The 17732-nt window shown below is 39.5% G+C and carries 16 protein-coding genes; 2 read left to right on the forward strand and 14 right to left on the reverse strand.

The window, feature by feature from the left end; translation table 11 throughout:
• Window positions 1-14: 14 nt before the first annotated feature.
• The 8 genes from opp4B to P3R27_RS06050 all read right to left on the reverse strand — a co-directional run bounded on the left by opp4B (window position 15) and on the right by P3R27_RS06050 (window position 9166).
• Window positions 15-977 (reverse strand): oligopeptide ABC transporter permease, encoded by a 963-nt coding sequence (opp4B, locus tag P3R27_RS06015; protein WP_010734435.1) that lies wholly within the window; start codon window positions 975-977, stop codon window positions 15-17.
• On the reverse strand, window positions 977-1921 hold the full coding sequence (locus tag P3R27_RS06020) for an ABC transporter ATP-binding protein (RefSeq protein ID WP_010734436.1): 945 nt from the start codon (window positions 1919-1921) through the stop codon (window positions 977-979). Before P3R27_RS06020 ends, opp4B begins: the two co-directional genes overlap by 1 nt.
• Window positions 1922-2926: an ABC transporter ATP-binding protein gene (locus P3R27_RS06025; protein ID WP_034689391.1), complete on the reverse strand. Its 1005-nt coding sequence runs from the start codon at window positions 2924-2926 to the stop codon at window positions 1922-1924. It lies immediately after the preceding gene.
• A 587-nt stretch (window positions 2927-3513) separates the two neighbouring features.
• On the reverse strand, window positions 3514-3756 hold the full coding sequence (gene acpP / locus P3R27_RS06030; protein ID WP_023518907.1) for an acyl carrier protein: 243 nt from the start codon (window positions 3754-3756) through the stop codon (window positions 3514-3516).
• A gap of 119 nt (window positions 3757-3875) precedes the next feature.
• Entirely contained in the window at window positions 3876-4877 is a 1002-nt protein-coding gene (gene plsX, locus P3R27_RS06035; protein ID WP_034689393.1) for a phosphate acyltransferase PlsX, read from the reverse strand.
• 46 nt (window positions 4878-4923) lie between these two features.
• Window positions 4924-6960 (reverse strand): ATP-dependent DNA helicase RecG, encoded by a 2037-nt coding sequence (gene recG / locus P3R27_RS06040; RefSeq protein WP_126133808.1) that lies wholly within the window; start codon window positions 6958-6960, stop codon window positions 4924-4926.
• Between the two features lie 109 nt (window positions 6961-7069).
• A complete protein-coding gene (locus P3R27_RS06045) occupies window positions 7070-8752 on the reverse strand; it encodes a DAK2 domain-containing protein (protein WP_034689397.1) in 1683 nt (560 codons plus the stop codon).
• Between the two features lie 51 nt (window positions 8753-8803).
• Complete coding sequence (locus P3R27_RS06050) at window positions 8804-9166, reverse strand: Asp23/Gls24 family envelope stress response protein (protein WP_010720424.1); 363 nt, start codon at window positions 9164-9166, stop codon at window positions 8804-8806.
• 271 nt (window positions 9167-9437) lie between these two features.
• Between P3R27_RS06050 and rpmB the strand changes: the two genes are divergently transcribed.
• Together rpmB and P3R27_RS06060 are read left to right on the forward strand one after the other, a co-directional pair.
• Window positions 9438-9626 carry a 50S ribosomal protein L28 gene (rpmB, locus tag P3R27_RS06055; RefSeq protein ID WP_010734442.1) on the forward strand — a complete coding sequence of 63 codons (189 nt, stop codon included), beginning with the start codon at window positions 9438-9440 and terminating at the stop codon, window positions 9624-9626.
• Window positions 9627-10072: 446 nt separating this feature from the next.
• Complete coding sequence (locus P3R27_RS06060; protein WP_034689398.1) at window positions 10073-12745, forward strand: YfhO family protein; 2673 nt, start codon at window positions 10073-10075, stop codon at window positions 12743-12745.
• A gap of 43 nt (window positions 12746-12788) precedes the next feature.
• Here the strand turns inward: P3R27_RS06060 and truA are convergent, their stop codons facing one another.
• The 6 genes from truA to P3R27_RS06090 form a co-directional block, all read right to left on the reverse strand.
• Entirely contained in the window at window positions 12789-13535 is a 747-nt protein-coding gene (gene truA, locus P3R27_RS06065) for a tRNA pseudouridine(38-40) synthase TruA (RefSeq protein WP_265262126.1), read from the reverse strand.
• A 35-nt stretch (window positions 13536-13570) separates the two neighbouring features.
• Window positions 13571-14368 carry an energy-coupling factor transporter transmembrane component T family protein gene (locus P3R27_RS06070; RefSeq protein ID WP_071867778.1) on the reverse strand — a complete coding sequence of 266 codons (798 nt, stop codon included), beginning with the start codon at window positions 14366-14368 and terminating at the stop codon, window positions 13571-13573.
• The gene (locus P3R27_RS06075; protein WP_265262127.1) at window positions 14358-15227 is read right to left on the reverse strand and encodes an energy-coupling factor ABC transporter ATP-binding protein; all 870 of its coding nucleotides are present in this window, start codon (window positions 15225-15227) and stop codon (window positions 14358-14360) included. Before P3R27_RS06075 ends, P3R27_RS06070 begins: the two co-directional genes overlap by 11 nt.
• On the reverse strand, window positions 15203-16042 hold the full coding sequence (locus tag P3R27_RS06080; RefSeq protein ID WP_265262128.1) for an energy-coupling factor ABC transporter ATP-binding protein: 840 nt from the start codon (window positions 16040-16042) through the stop codon (window positions 15203-15205). The genes P3R27_RS06075 and P3R27_RS06080 overlap by 25 nt, the downstream gene beginning before the upstream one ends.
• Window positions 16043-16310: 268 nt before the next feature.
• Window positions 16311-16691: a 50S ribosomal protein L17 gene (gene rplQ, locus P3R27_RS06085; RefSeq protein ID WP_010734449.1), complete on the reverse strand. Its 381-nt coding sequence runs from the start codon at window positions 16689-16691 to the stop codon at window positions 16311-16313.
• A gap of 26 nt (window positions 16692-16717) precedes the next feature.
• Window positions 16718-17656 (reverse strand): DNA-directed RNA polymerase subunit alpha, encoded by a 939-nt coding sequence (locus tag P3R27_RS06090; protein ID WP_301399068.1) that lies wholly within the window; start codon window positions 17654-17656, stop codon window positions 16718-16720.
• Between the last annotated feature and the right edge of the window lie 76 nt (window positions 17657-17732).

The raw sequence follows: 17732 nt of genomic DNA on the forward strand, positions 1-17732 counted from the left end.
TCTGTTTGATTTTTTTATTGGATTCGTATACGCGGATCAACAATGCTCATGATAATATCTGACAGCAGTGTTCCGACGAGCGTTGCGATTCCTAAAATCAAGACTAAGGCTGTGATTACGGTATAATCACGTTGACCGATTGAGTCAATAAACAATTTTCCGACACCAGGATAACCAAAGATTTTTTCGATAACGACAGAACCAGCAATCAATGAAGTAATTTCATACCCCATTTGAGATGCCATCGGCAATGCTGCATTACGGAAAATGTGACGACTGAATACTTTGTTTGTCGGCACCCCTTTGGAACGAGCTGTACGTACAAAGTCTAAGGATTTCGAATCAATGACTTCACTTCGTAAATACTGGATCGTTACTGCTGTGGCTAAAAAGGCCTGTGTGATCGATGGTAATAAAATGTATTGCAATCGATCCATCCATTGAGCGAAAAATCCTCCCTGGAAACCTAAAGTCTGAGAACCACTTGTTGGGAACCAACCTAAACGATAGCCAAAAACAAACAACATGATCAATCCGAAAATGAATAATGGAACAGCAAAACTGAAGAAGTTATAAATAACAACAGCTTTGTCCAAAATCGAATTTTGGTATCGACCAGCTAACATACCTAGTGGTACAGCAATCAAGTACGTAATAATAACAGTTAAAATAGATAAATATAAAGTATTGACGATTCGTTCCCCAATCAAAGAGGAAACCGAACGCTTATATAAGAAACTTTGTCCAAAATCACCTTGTAAGGCATTTCCGACCCAGCGGAAATATTGTTCATACCAAGGATCATTCAAGCCCGCTGCCTGACGCATCTGCTCGATCACAGCTGGATCTTGGTTTGGGTTGATCAATCCTGTAAACGGATCTCCAGGCATGGCTTGCGCTAGCATAAAGATCAACACACTAAGAATGATCACTTGTGGGATCATCAAAAGAACTCTTCGTAGAATCGTTTTCCACATTAGCTAGCACCTCCATCTTTCAACGCTACTTTGTGTGTAGTGGTTAGTGTACGTAAATCATACACTCGACCTGCTGTATCGTAGTAATCTTTTTGATGTTCGATATACTCACGTTCAACATTTCGTCGGTTTTGTTTTTGTATTTCCCGATTGTCTACATCGATGCGTGGAATCGCAGATAGTAAGCGTTTTGTGTAGATGTGGCGCGGATCATTATAGATATCTTCTCGTGTACCGATTTCAACAAATCGACCTTTATACATGATCGCGATGTTGTCACACATGTGTTTTACGACACCCAAGTCATGAGAGATGAATAAATAGCTCAAGCCAAATTCTTGTTGGATGCGTTTCATAAAGTTCAATACTTGTGCCTGAACAGATAAGTCTAGGGCAGATACAGGTTCATCAGCAACAATCAATTTAGGATTCGTTGCTACTGCTCGGGCAACGCCTAAACGCTGTCTTTGTCCACCAGAAAATTCATGAGGATATTTGTATAACGCATCTTCTGGCATCCCAACGATGTCCAATAAGCCTTTGACTTTTTTCTTTTCTTCCTGATCGCTCAAGCGTTCAAAGTTACGGATCGGCTCAGCGATAATGTCCAATACTCGTTTTTTAGGATTCAAACTAGACATTGAATCTTGAAAGATCATTTGGACGTCTTTGTTGTAGCCGATTTTTTTTCGGTTACTTCTTTTCGTGACGTCTTTTCCTTCATACATGATTTGGCCAGAAGTCACTTTTTCTAGACCGACAACCGCTTTTCCGGTTGTGGATTTCCCAGAACCTGATTCTCCAACTAATCCGTATGTTTTTCCTTTTTCAATAATAAAATCGACACCGTCTACTGCATAGACATGGTCTGTCACTCGGTTGAAAAACCCACTGCGAATAGGATAGTGAACTTTCAAATCTTTGATTGTAATTAATTCTGACATCTACACCTCTCCTTTTTCGTCTCTAAAGTGGAAATGTTTATAACATGAGCAACGTACCATATGATTCGGTGCGATTTCATGTAAGACTGGATTTTCTTCGTGAGCGCTCGCTGGGATCCAAGGAATCCGTGGCGCAAATCGGCAACCTGTTCGTGGCATATTTTTTAATGAAGGGACTACACCTTCAATCACATGTAACTCTGCCTCGTGATTTCCTTCTTGTGGAATTGAATTTAGCAATGATCGTGTATATGGGTGTTTTGGATTTTCAAATAACTCTTTGACTCCTGCAACTTCAACAAATTGTCCCCCATACATCACAGCAACACGATCCGCCATTTCAGCTACGACACCTAAATCATGTGTGATCAAGATGATCCCAGTTTTAGTTTCTTCTTGTAAATCTTTCAGTAAGTCAAGAATCTGTGCTTGAATCGTTACGTCCAAGGCAGTCGTTGGTTCATCCGCGATAATGATCGGTGGCTTACATGCAATCGCAATCGCGATGATCACCCGCTGTCTCATCCCACCTGACAACTCATGAGGATACTGACGTCCAACTCGTGCAGGATTCGGAATCCCTACTTGTTCTAGTAATTCTAATGCACGTGCTTGTCTTTGCTCAGCAGTCATTTTTGTATGGTAAGACAAACCTTCTTTGATTTGGTCTTCAATTCTCATCAAAGGGTTTAGTGCAGATAATGGATCTTGAAAAATCATCCCAATATCATTTCCGCGGATCTTGTTATACAATGTTTCATTTAATTCAATCAAATTTAAATCATTGTACATGATTTCCCCTGTGATCTTTGTATTGTTAGGATCTAATAATCCCATAATCGTTGTAGCTAACGTACTTTTCCCGCAACCAGACTCACCAACGATGGCTAAGATCTCGTTTTTATCTAAAGTAAAAGAAACGTCGTCTACTGCATCGTAGTATTCATCTTTTAGACGGAAGCCTGTGTGTAGGTTCTGAACATCTAATAATTGGTTATCTGACAATCGAATACCCCTCTCTGCTCCCTCGATGGAAGTTTTTAATAAAAAAAATAATCCTACACTGAATAACAACTTAGCAAAAAAAAATTAAATAAGTAGCATTCTAAGGAGTGTGTAATTAATTATTAATAATTATATAGAAAACCGTTTTATATTGCAAGATTATTTCACACTGTTGCCAGAATTGTCTGAAAAATCTTACGTAGCTATGTCAGCTCCTAAAGAAGATTAAAAAAAAATGAGGTATGTGGCTAACCTTCTCTTTATCCTACTATTTTTATAAATTAAGAATCATTATAAAAATCTGCAAAAATCACTTTTTATATGAAAAACAGTTTTAACCTAAGAGGTGTCCCATTTTAAAAAAGCATAATTATACAGTATATACGAAATAGAAATGTTGTGTAACTACCTCTTTCTATCGAATGTTGTGACATAATTCTTCTCTTTAAAAAAACTCTTTTTATTTAAATAACTATGATTGAAAAAGCCAAGAAACCATGAAATAGCTAAACTATTTCTGGCTTCTTGGCTTGAGTTGAAATTGGCTTTCGCCAATTCATTCATCAGTTGATGTGTATTTATTCAATTTATTTCAAGTGTTTGCTGATATAATCCACGGCACCGCCGACTGTTTCGATTTGTTCAGCATCTTCATCAGAGATCTCTGTACCAAACTCATCTTCCAGTTCAAGAACAAATTCCATGATACTAATTGAATCAGCTTTCAGATCATCTTTAATGTTCAATTCATCTGTCACTTTGTCTGTATCCATTTCAAAGTGATTTGAAATGATTTTAGCTACCTTATTAAATACTTCTTCGCGCGTCAATTTTTTCACCCCCACAATTCTTAGAACTACTACGTTTTCTTCACCATAGCTAATTTTACTGACAATTTTTTGGAATGTCCACCCTTTTTTCTCCATCAGCTTGTCAATTCGTAGAAAATTTAGTCCTCTTTTTTCTCAAATTGTTCCACCAGTTGTCCTACAACATTGGTTTCAAGCATCGTATGGATTTGACGGATCGTGTAGCGAACTGCATCTGGTCCAGTTGCACCATGCGTTTTGATAACTGGTGCTTTCAATCCAAATAAAACAGCTCCTCCATGTTTAGAATAGTCCATTTCAGATTTCAAAGAGCGCAAACCATCTTTTAGCAGTAATGCCCCCATTTTACCTTTGATGCCTTCATTCAAGATGGCAGATTTCAATAAGGTCATCATATTCATCGCTGTGCCTTCAATGGATTTCAACACTGCATTTCCGGTAAAGCCATCGGTTACTACGACGTCTGCCACACCATTTAGTAAGTCACGCGCTTCCACATTGCCAATGAAGTTCAAGCTTGTTTCATTTTGCAAGAGTTCAAATGCTTGTTTTGTTAATTCGCTTCCCTTAGTCTCTTCCGTCCCATTGTTGAGCAATGCTACGCGAGGTCGTCCGATACCACGAACTTTTCTCGCATAAAATGACCCCAAAATACCATATTGTAAAAGATGCTCTGGTTTGTTTTCTGCATTTGCACCTAAGTCTAGCATATCAAACCCTTCGCCTTCTTTGCCAATAACTGGCAATGTGGACATTAGTCCAGGGCGTTCGATGTTTTTTATGCGTCCAACAATAAACAAGCCAGCTGCTAGCAAGGCTCCTGTATTTCCTGCTGAAAAAATAGCATCTGCTTCCCCATTTTTAACTGCCTGTGCAGCTAAAACCATTGAAGCAGTTTTCTTGCGACGGATCGCTTTAACTGGCTCATCATCACTATTGATTTTTTCGTCAGTGTGGACGATCGTGATATTTGTTTCGTCTGCCAAATATTTCTTGATCTCTGATTCTTTACCGTAAAGAACAAATTCCAACTCAGGGAAATCTTTTTGTGCTAGAGCGATTCCTTCCACAATGGCTTGTGGTGCGTGATCTCCGCCCATTGCATCTACTGCAATTCTCATTATTATTTCCACTCCTTGTCATCATTTTGAAAGTGTTGATAATCTGTTAATCAAAATAACGATTATCTTGTTCGCCTAATTGCAACTTGGCTGTTAATGGTTGATATTCAGGTAATAACTGCCAGTCTTTGATTTGCCAGATTGCCGCAGCTTCTTCACGGGCAACCTCTAAGACATTCCCATCTGTTACTAGATCTGCGATCGCAAATTCTGGCAACCCGGATTGACGGAAGCCAAATACTTCTCCAGGACCTCGTAATTCTAAATCCTTTTCACTCAAGATAAAGCCATTTGTGGTTTCTGTCATGATTTTCATTCGTTCGACACCCAGTTCATTTTTCGGATTTGCCACGAGGATACAATAAGAAGCCTCACTTCCTCGACCGACACGCCCACGCAACTGATGCAGTTGCGCTAAGCCAAAACGATCCGCATCCATGATCAGCATGACCGTTGCATTCGGCACATTGACACCGACCTCGATCACTGTAGTTGACACTAAAATCTGGAGTTGATTTTCTTTGAATGTTTCCATGATTTGATCTTTTTCTTGATTCTTCATTTTACCATGCAATAAGCCAACTTCATATTCTGGTGCAAATAACTCACGAAGTTTTTCGTAAATTTCCACTGCATTTTTCACATCTAAAGCTTCGGACTCCTCGATCAATGGACAAATCACATACATTTGATGCCCTCTGCGCAATTCTTTATAGGTCCATTCTAGCACGCTATCTAATTGAGGTGTTCGGACCCATCTTGTTTCGATCGGAATCCGTCCAGCGGGAAGCTCATCGATCACAGATACATCCATTTCGCCGTATGCTGTAATTGCTAAGGTTCGAGGGATAGGGGTGGCCGTCATGAACAACACATCCGGACGCCAACCCTTCTCACGCAATACTTTTCGTTGGTTCACTCCAAAACGATGTTGTTCATCGGTGATCACTAAACCTAGATTTTGGAAGGCTACACCCTCTTGAATCAGTGCATGTGTTCCCACGACGATATCGATCTCCCCATTTTCTAACCGTTCTAATCGCTCGCGACGTTCTTTTGCTTTCGTTGATCCGGTCAATAACGCAACAGTCACTTCATTTGGGTCAAATAGTTGGGATAAACTTTCCATATGTTGTTGCGCCAATATTTCTGTTGGGACCATCAACGCTCCTTGAAAGCCAGCAGTCACTGTCGCATATAAAGCAATCGCAGCAACAACGGTCTTCCCACTTCCCACATCCCCTTGCAACAAACGCTGCATATGATGTGGATTACGGAGATCACGGCAAATTTCATTAGTGACACGTTTTTGTGCCATCGTTAATTCAAACGGCAATTTTTTCGTAAATTGTTTTAATCTTTCAACATCATAAAGGATCTCTAAGCCATTCTTTTCAGACTTTTCGGCTTTTTTCAGTCCTTGTAACTGCATCTGGAAAAAAAAGAATTCTTCAAAAACCATCCGTCGTTTGGCTTGATGATTTTCCTCATGATTTTGCGGAAAATGCATACTTCTTACAGCAGTTGGACGATCAAGCAAACGGTATTTTTCAATTAAAGATAGTGGTAAGTTTTCTTCAATCAAATCACCATACTCACTAAACCCTCGACGGATCAGATCGACCAATGTCGTTTGGCGAATGGATTTGTTGACATGATAGATCGGAGAGAAATCATCTGGACTTTGCGAACCAAGGATCTTCATCCCATTTAGTGCTTTACGTTTCGCATCCCATTTCCCATAAACTGCGATTTCTTCAGATAAAATGACTTTATCTTTTAAATAGGGCTGATTGAAGAAAGAAACATTGAATACTTCATGTTCTTGCATCATTCGAAACTGCAGACGGCTTTTTTTGTAGCCAAAACGACTCATTACTGGCGGCGAGACAACTAACCCTTTTAATGTAACTTTTTCTTGGTCTTGGATTTCGTTTAGATTTCTTTCTTGGATATCTTCATAACGAAAAGGATAGTAAGTTAACAAGTCTTCGATTGTATGGATGCCTAGGCTAGCCAAGCTATCCGCTCTTTTTTGACCAACACCTGCCAACACTGTGACTGGATCTGCTAACGAACGCATAAGATTTCCCTCCTTTAACAAAAAAAGGAACTTGGTCAACGATTCGCGAATCGTTGACCGAAGATCCTTTCAAATGATTTTCTGCTTTATCTATTGGCTTCAGGCTGTATTATTCAGCAGAAAATAAATAAGGATAGACAGGTTGATCTCCTTGATGGATCTCGATTTCTAACTCAGGATATTTGTCGCTCAGTTGATCCGCAAATGCTTGTGCTTGTTCTGCAGACCCGTCTTCTCCGGTTAATATCGTGACGATCTCAGTATCCTCGTTGATCATTTGCTCTAATGTAGCAAGTGATGTCGCTAAGATGTCTGGATTAGAGATCACGATTTTCCCATCGATCATCCCTAAGAAATCACCTTCTGTGATTTTCACTCCGTCAATCATCGTGTCGCGGATCGCATGTGTCACTTGACCACTGACAACACTTGAAAGCACATCTGTCATCGTTTCTTTATTTTCTTCTAACGTTGCTTGTTCATTGAAGGACAACATCGCTGTTAATCCTTGAGAAACTGTTTTTGATGGAACAACAGCAACTGGAAGTTCAGCCACTTCAGCCGCTTGATCAGCTGCCATAAAGATATTTTTGTTATTCGGTAAGATGATGACTTTATCTGCATTCACTTCATTGATCGCTTTCACGATATCTTCCGTACTTGGATTCATCGTCTGTCCACCACTGATCACGTAGTTTGCTCCTAGACTTTCAAATAACTCTTGCACACCTTTCCCGGCTGCGATGGCAACGATCCCGTAAGGTACACGAGGCTTCGTTTGTGCAACCGGCGCTGAAGGGGCTTGATCATGTTCTAAGATCGTTTCGTGTTGCAAACGCATGTTGTCCACTTTGACTTTCACTAAGGAACCAAATTTCTGTCCGTAATTCATGACTTCCCCAGGGTTTTCTGTATGAACGTGTACTTTGATGATTTCATCGTCATTGACCACTAACAGGGAATCCCCAAGGCCATCTAGATAGTTACGAAACTCTTCATAATCAAATGTACTATCTACAGTTGGACCTTCACCGATCTTCACCATGATTTCTGTACAGTAACCATAATGGATATCCTCAGTTGCTAACTGACCTTGCACACTACGATGATGCTCTGCATTTACCATATCGTCCATTTGAGCAGGAGATGGTTCATAGACCTCGTCTGCTTGGTATTCACCATTCAACGCAGTTAAAAAACCTTCGTATACGAATAATAGTCCTTGACCGCCACTATCTACAACGCCTACTTCTTTTAATACAGGCAACAAATCAGGTGTTTTTGCTAACGCACGTTTTCCACCTTTAACGACCGCAGTCATGACTTCGATCACATCATCTGTTGATTTTGCTTTTTTCTCACCAGCTTTGGCAGCTTCTCTTGCGACTGTCAGGATCGTTCCTTCGACAGGTTTCATTACTGCTTTATAAGCTGTTTCGACCCCATGAGTAAAAGCTGCAGCTAAATCTATTGCTGTCAAAACAGTCACATCAGGGATTTGTTTTGAAAAACCACGGAACAACTGAGATAAAATAACCCCAGAGTTTCCTCTTGCCCCCATCAATAAACCTTTAGATAACAGCGCTGCTAATTCTCCTACCTTTTCAGAGGTAGAATCGACAACGGCTTTTGCACCACTTGTCATTGATAAATTCATATTGGTACCGGTATCTCCATCGGGAACCGGGAATACATTTAGGGAATTGACGTATTCTGCATTTTTTTGTAGCCGATTCGCACCGGACTGAACCATTTCCTGGAATTGGCTTGCACTAATTTCTGTTACACTCACCTAGATAATCCTCCTTCAGATCGACTGCTGAACAGTCAGCAAGTCTCCTGCCTAGTCTGGCAGTACACGAACACCTTGCACGAAGACATTTACTGAATTGGCTGTAACACCTAGTAAAGTCTCCAAGTTATATTTCACTTTTTCTTGGACATTACGAGAAACTTCTGAAATTTTTGTGCCATAACTAATGATTGTATAAACATCTACTGCGATCCCATTAGCTTCTTGGCGGACAACTACTCCTCTTGAGTAATTTTCTTTACGTAAAATTTCAGTGATATTATCTTTGATTTGATTCTTGCTAGCCATTCCTACAACACCAAATACATCTGTTGCGGCACCACCAACAACTGTTGCGATGACATCATTGGTAATTTCAATGGTTCCAGCTGACGTTTGAATTTTTACAGCCATGAATGAGCCTCCTTAACGGGTAAAATATTCCCATTTTTCTACTATCACATTTTATCATAGCGTCAACCGAAATAAAAGGTTGTTCCCTTAAAGTACTCAAAAACCATTGAAAAAAATTAGGAAAAGACTTTGTTCACGTTACAATTAATCACTGAAAATGTCAATCAATTCTATGAAAATATGCTTGCAAATTCCTACGCCATATGATATGTTATTCTGGTATGAGCTGAAGTTACTATTGCTCCAAATCAAGGCAAAGGAGGAAATTTACATGGCAAAAGTTTGTTACTTTACAGGTCGCAAGACAAAAAGTGGAAACAACCGTTCACATGCGATGAACTCAACAAAACGTACAGTTAAACCTAACTTACAAAAAGTTCGCGTATTGATTGACGGCAAACCTAAAAAAGTTTGGGTGTCAACTCGTGCGTTGAAATCAGGAAAAGTTGAACGCGTATAATTGAATAAAATGATTTGAACCGTTCAACAAAATGAACGGTTTTTATTTTTTGCAAATCATTATCAAATGTGAGACATTTCCTCAACTACATGAAACTTAAGAAGAAAAAATAAAAAAGGCTTAAAACAATCAATCACCCAGATAATTGTTTTAAGTCTTCTTTTATGTGCCACTACCTCTCAGATAGTGATAAGTATATGTTTTTTTATAATTGTTACAAATAAAACATAACGTATTTGCAAACGCCTGTCAACACTTTATTTTAAAGTATAAAGTGTTTTCTTATTTTGTGCTATTTTCTTGATGTAAATGTAATTTTAACTCACGAATGTTATTTAATTCCAAATGTAATTTTTTTATGAATTTGGTTGTATTTTCAGCAAGTAAAATCATGAATGTGATAAACTAATTATAACTTCAAATAGAAATTTGGTGACTGAATTGTAATGAAAAAAACATTGAAAAAATTCTTAAAAGAAAACGGCCGCTATGCAGCTGCTAGCTTTTTTATCCCTTTGCTGATTCTTTTATTGGTTTATTTAAGTATCGGTATTTATCCAGGAAGTGATCGGAGCATCTTGGCTAGTGATGCTTTCTCACAATTTTCAAACTTTCATGCAAGCTTCCGTAATATGTTGTTAGGGAAACAAAGCATTTTTTACACGTGGAATGCCTCACTTGGTTTAAATTATCTATCATTGATTTCTTATTATTTAGGTGGACTTTTCACACCACTCGTTTTATTGTTCCCGAATCAATTGATGCCAGATGCCTTGTATCTCATCACCTTACTAAAAGTTGGTTCAGCAGGTTTATCCTTCTGGTTTCTAGCACGTACCTATCGTATTCCTCATTGGGGGCAAGTCGCATTAAGTATCAGTTATGCGTCGATTTCATTTATCACTGCCCATTCAGAGATCATCATGTGGTTAGACACCTTTATCTATCTTCCTCTGATCATTTTAGGCATCCATCGTGTGATGGATCAAAAGAAACCTATTTTATTGTTTGTTAGTTACTTGCTTTTGTTCTTATCCAGTTTTTATATGGGCTTCATGGTCGGGCTTTTCTCCTTTTTATACTTTGTTACACGACTACTGACGAATTGGCGGAGGTACAAAGGAACGATTTTACCTTATGGGATCACCTCTTTATTAGCAGGAGGTGCATCGATGGTGATCATCCTGCCTGCCATTCTCGATCTACGTGCCAATGGCGAAGCGTTGACGCAGATCACTTCATTGAAGACGGAAGCAACTTCTTATTTAGATTTATTGATGAAAAACATGGTGGGAGTTTATGACACGACGAAATATGGATCGATCCCGTTTATCTATGCTGGATTGTTTCCTTTAGCATTATGCCTCTTGTATTTTGTCAGTCGCAAATTCCCCTTGAAAAATAAATTGTTGTTCGGTGGGCTATTCACGATCTTGATTGCTAGCTTCTATTTCGTCCCTTTGAATTTATTCTGGCATGGGATGCACGCACCAAATATGTTCTTATTCCGTTATGCCTATCTCTTTTCGTTTCTCGTACTCTTGTTAGCAGCCCATAGTTGGGAACAGTTACAGGAGAAGGATCATAAACGATTGCTAGGCGTCATTATTGTACTAGCGGCTGCTTTTGCTACAGCTTGGGGAATCAAACCAGATGGCAGTTACACGTATGTCACGCTCACATCCTTTGTTTTGACATTAGTCTTTTTAGCACTCTACGCATTGACGATTGGTTTATTCCAACAACACCCATTTGATCTGAAACGTTTGAGTATTCTTCTGTTACTATTGATGACAGCAGAAGCCGCAGTCAATACTAACAGTATGATACATGGCATTCTCGATGATTGGAATTATGCCTCAAGAAGTTTGTATACCGAACCTTATCCTGAGATCAAAACGTTAGTTGATGCCTCGAAAAAGGATTCCGATACGTTTTATCGATTAGAAAACCTTGATCCTGTTTCACCGAATGATTCGATCAATTATGGTTATAGTGGAATCAGTATGTTCTCCTCAATCAGAAATCGAAACTCTTCCTCTTACTTGGATACTTTAGGATTCCGTTCTAGAGGAACAAATTTGAACATTCGCTACAATAATAATACCTTGTTGATGGATGGATTTACGGGAATCAAATACAATATTGCTAAAAACGACAGTAGTTTTAATAAATACGGCTTCCAATCCGTCGAACAAACGGACAACTATACTTTGTACGAAAATAGTAATGCTGTGCCATTAGCCTTTAAAGCACCTTTGACGATCAATAAGATCGAACAGCCGATAGGTGATAATCTAACCAGTCAAACAAATTTGATGAATGCTCTTTCTGGGTTGAATCAATCATTCTTTACGTTTTACAAACCAACCCTAAAAAGTCAACAGAACACGAAGATCACAACAACGACAAATGGGGTCACTTATAGTGAAACAGCGAATAATCAACCAAAAGAATTGACTTGGGAAGTCCAAGTCCCTGCGAATACCCAAGCATATCTCAGCCTGTTTCCAACGAATTTCGCACAATTAGAAAGCTCTACAGCAACTATTACTGTCAATGGTGTATCTAGAAAATCTCAAATTAACATTACTGGTCAATATTATGATTTAGGATATTATCCGCAAGACACAACGGTTACCTTCACTGCAAGCTTCTATGGGACCAAAGAAGTTAGCTTTATGGAACCTCAAGTGGTCGGACTTGATGTCGTGGCATATCAAGCCGCAATCAACCAGATCAGAAATAATAGCGTAGAGATGACTACTACCGGTCGAACAGCTACAGGAACCGTTCATGCGACTGAAAAAACGATGGTAGTCACGACTATCCCTTATGATGGTGGTTGGACTGCTAAAATCGATGGCGAAAAAGTCCCTGTGAAGAAATTCCAAGATGCCTTTTTGATGGTGGAAGTTCCTGAAGGTGAACATACGATTACTTTTAGCTACATGCCAAAAGGATTCATTCCTGGATTACTTCTCTTTATTGGATGTATTTCCTTTTTTATCTTGTATCTATGGTACCTTCGTAGACGTCAGTCGTTTCGCGGCGTCATTGATCCTATAAACGAAAGCGATGATCACCGTCCAAGACGTGAACGTCGTCGTACAAGATAAAAAAAGCGTTTCGGTGATTGCCGAAACGCTTTTTTCTTGTATGCTATTCATATTTTACTTCGTATAGGTATAACCCTTCCGGATGAGCAGTCGGACCCGCTGCATTGCGGTCTTTTTTTGCAATGATTTCCGGCAGACAATCCTCTGGTAAACGATCGTTGCCTATTTTTAACAACGTACCAACTAAAATACGGATCATTTTATAAAGGAAGCCATCACCACGAAATGTAAACGTCAACTCATCGCCTGCTTCATTGACCTGTAAGCTGGCTTCATAGATAGTCCGTACTTTATCCTCAATGGAACTTCCAGAAGCACAAAATGAAGTGAAATCATGCGTACCAAGTAAATCAGGCAATGCTCGTTCAATCTTTGCTACATCTATTGGGTAAGGAAAATAGCTCGCATAGTGTCTACGAAAGGGACTACGTGGTTTTCCGATATCTACTTTGAATTGATAGGTTTTTTCTTTCACTAGATAGCGTGCGTGAAAAGTTTCTGGCACAATCTCCACACTTTTTACTGCAATATCTTCTGGCGACTGCGTATCTAATCCAAAACGCATACGTTCCAAAGGTCGCTCTTCTAGATAATCAAAGTGGATGACTTGCCCGATTGCATGAACCCCTGCATCTGTCCGTCCAGATCCGAAAATCGTGATTTCTTTTCCATTTGCCATCTTTTTTAAGGTTTTTTCCAGTTCTTCTTGGACCGTTCGTCCGTTAGGTTGTTTCTGAAAACCATTGAACTGGGTACCATCATAGGCAATGATTGCTTTATAGCGTACCATTCATCTTCCCCTGTTCTCATTCATCTTTGATAGGTTTAGCTACGGATAAACACTAGTACGATGGTCATGAGCCCAAAAGCAACCATAACAACAGTGTCTTGTAAGTGCCAGTGAAGGATACGGTATTTTGTCCGACCTTCTCCACCTTGGTAGCCTCTTGCTTCCATCGCTGTAGCCAGATCTTCCGCACGATTGAAACTGCTGACAAATAGCGGAATCAGTAAAGGAATCACCGCTTTCATTTTTTGCACCAGACTTCCTTCGCCAAAGTCAACACCACGTGCGCGCTGTGCATTCATGATTTTTTCGGTTTCGTCCATCAATGTCGGCACAAAACGTAAAGCGATCGAAAGCATCAATGATACTTCATGCACTGGAAAGCGAACAACTTTCAATGGTCGTAACAAATATTCGATCGCATCGGATAATTCTAAAGGTGGCGTTGTCAGTGTCAATAAAGTAGACATAAAAATAATCAAAACAAACCGACAAAAAATGAATAGCCCGTTCATTACACCAAATTGAGTGATATTGAAAATCCCCCAACTCCAATACGTTTCTCCACCACTTGTAAACAGTACTTGTAATCCTACAGTGAATAGGATCAACCAGATCAACGGACGGATGCCTCGAATAAAGAATTTGATATCTACTTTTGACAAGAAAACAGCAAATAAAGTAAACGCCGCTAATAAGGCATATGTCTGCCAGTTATTGGCTAAGAAGATAATGCCAATAAAATAGAAACTTGCTAGTAACTTTGCACGTGGATCTAACCGATGGATAAATGAGTCGCCAGGCATATAACGACCAAAAATCAATTTATTCATCATGAGCAGTACCTCCCACCAGTTTGACCAATTGGTCCGCTAATGCGTCTGCGGTGATCGGCAATTCATTAAAATGAATGCCTTTTACTCGTAGTTCCTCTGCAAACTCAGTGGCTGTTGGTACGCCTAACTGCCGTTCTTTTAACCATTCAAGGTGTTGGAAGACTTCTTTTGGTTCTCCACACTTAACAATGCGACCTTTCTCCAATACATAAACAAAATCGGCATAGTTTGCCACATCATCCATCAAATGGGTGACTAAAACAATCGTGATTTGCTGTTCCTTATGCAACTGCCAGAACATATCCATCATTTCTTTTCTTCCTTGTGGATCTAACCCAGCTGTCGGCTCATCTAAGACGAGAACTTCGGGTTTCATAGCTAGAACACCGGCAATCGCTACACGTCGCATTTGACCACCTGACAGCTCGAAAGGCGAGCGTTCTAAATACGTCTCATCTAAGCCGACTTGTTCTAAGGTCTCCTTTGCTAGTAGAGTCGCCTCTTCCTCACTTACACCAAAGTTTTTTGGGCCAAACGCAATATCTCTTGCGACCGTTTCTTCAAACAACTGTGCCTCTGGAAATTGAAAAACAATACCGACTTTTTTTCGAATCGGTTTCAAATTTTTATTATCGGTATCTGGTTTGATCTGACGATCGCCGATTTTGACGGTTCCTTCCGTCGGTTTGATCAACGCATTCAAATGCTGAAGTAAGGTGGATTTCCCACTTCCAGTATGACCCACTAATGCAGTGTAGCTATTTTCTTTGATCAACAAGTCAATATCAAATAAAGCTCGTTGCTCGAATGGTGTGTTCGGTTGGTACGTAAAGTTTACTTTTTCAAAACGGATGTCCATAACCAATCCACCATCCTTTCTTCTGTCATGTATTCTTTAGGCACTTCAATGCCACGTTCTTTCAAGGCACTTTTTAGTTTTTCAGGAAAAGGCAAATCTAACCCTAGATTGATTAGTTCAGGTCCGGCAGAGAAAATCTCCTTCGGTGTGCCTTCATTCACTAGTTCGCCTTCTTTCATCACGAAAATACGATTTGCATTGGCTGCTTCATCAATATCATGCGTGATTGAAATAACGGTCAGTTGACTTTCCTCTTTGATTTCTTTGATCGTTGTGATGACTTCTTCACGACCTTCAGGATCTAACATACTTGTTGCTTCATCCAAGATGATGATTTCTGGTCGGAGGGCTACAACACCGGCAATCGCCACACGTTGTTTCTGTCCACCGGAAAGACGAACCGGTTCTCTTGTCGCAAAATCAGACATTCGAACTTTTCCAAGAGCATCTTTCACTCGAACGATCATTTCTTCTCGAGGAATGCCTTGATTCTCTAAACCAAAGGCCACATCATCCTCTACTGTTGACCCAACAAATTGATTGTCCGGATTTTGAAAGACCATGCCGACTTTTTGGCGGATCGTCCATATATTCTCTTCATTTAGTATTTGATTACCAACCTTGACCGTCCCAGACTCAGGAAGGAGTAAGCCATTAATCGTTTTTGCAAGCGTTGATTTACCAGAACCATTGTGCCCGATAATCGCGATCCATTCTCCTTTATTGATCGTAAAAGAAACATCTTTCAATGCTGGTCGTAAATCTTCTGGTTGGTATTTGTAATTAATCTTTCCTAATTCAATAATCGGCTCCATAAGTACTCCCTCTTCATCCTAAAGTTCCTATTAACCCTATCAAAAAACTGCTTAGTTTTCAATCATTTCTAATTTTTAAAATGTTTTTTTATACCCTCAAGGCTGTCTTGACAGTTAATTGAAGGTACAAAAAAACACTTTATGATGAGTGCATACTCCCCAAACGAATCGCTTGGGGAGCAGCGCTGAGCTAGACTCGGAATAAGTAACTTCCAACATCATAACACTCTAAAAGAATCATCCATAAAGTGATGTTATTAGTGTGATTTTAGACAAGTTCTAAGACAACCATTGGTGCTCCGTCTCCGCGTCTTGGTTCTGTCTTCAAGATACGAGTGTAGCCACCTTGACGTTCAGCATAACGAGGTGCAATATCGTTGAATAACTTTTGTAAAGCTGATTCGATAACGATTTCCTCATTTTCTTCACGCACGCTAGCAACTTCATTACGTACGAAAGCCGCAGCTTGACGACGTGCATGTAAGTCTCCGCGTTTGCCTAAAGTGATCATTTTTTCAGCAGTTGAGCGAACTTCTTTCGCACGAGCTTCTGTAGTCACAATACGTTCATTAATTAATAAGTCAGTTGTTAAATCACGCAACATCGCTTTACGTTGGCTAGATGTGCGTCCTAGTTTACGATAACTCACGTTGGTTTCCCTCCTTCGTAAAAGGTTTAATCTTCTTTACGTAAACCTAAACCTAAGTCATGCAATTTTGCTTTAACTTCTTCCAATGATTTACGTCCTAAGTTACGGACTTTGATCATTTCTGGCTCAGATTTATTCGTAAGTTCTTGTACAGTATTGATTCCTGCACGTTTTAAGCAATTATAAGAGCGAACAGATAAGTCTAATTCTTCAATCGTCATTTCTAACATTTTTTCTTTTTGTGTTTCTTCTTTTTCGACCATGATTTCAGCGTTTTTCGCTTCATCAGTTAGGTTGACAAAGATGTCTAAATGTTCAGTCATGATTTTTGCAGATAAACTCATTGCTTCCAATGGTTCGATTGAACCATCTGTCCAGATCTCCATTGTCAATTTATCAAAATCTTCACGATGTCCAACACGTGTGTTTTCTACTTGGTAGTTGACACGACGTACAGGCGTGTAGATTGAATCGACGGGAAGAACACCAATTGGCATGTCTTCTTTTTTGTTTTCATCTGCTTGAACATAACCACGTCCTGGTTTCACCGTTAGGCGAGCATGGAACGTAGCACCTTCAGATACACTGCAGATGTACATATCTTTGTTAAGAATTTCTACCTCACTATCAACGATAATATCGCCAGCAGTTAATGTAGCAGGTCCGGTAATATCGATTTCAAGGGTTTTTTCTTCTTGACCATACATTTTCAGTGCTAAACCTTTAATGTTCAAGATGATTTGAGTGACGTCTTCTCTAACACCTTTGATGGTAGAGAATTCATGCAGTACACCATCGATTTGAATATTAGTGATGGCAGCACCTGGCAAAGAAGATAATAAAATACGACGTAGGGAATTCCCTAAAGTAGTCCCATACCCTCTTTCAAGAGGTTCAACGATGAACTTGCCATAATCTTTTTCTTCATCAATTTTTGCGATTCTTGGTTTTTCGAACTCAATCATTCTTATCTTTACCCCTTTCAAAACGAAAAGTGTCTTGTTCAATGACGTTACTAATAGAACTCAAAATGAGAGGCAC

The organism is Enterococcus spodopteracolus (genome assembly GCF_030441955.1).
In the GTDB taxonomy this organism is placed as follows: domain Bacteria; phylum Bacillota; class Bacilli; order Lactobacillales; family Enterococcaceae; genus Enterococcus_B; species Enterococcus_B spodopteracolus.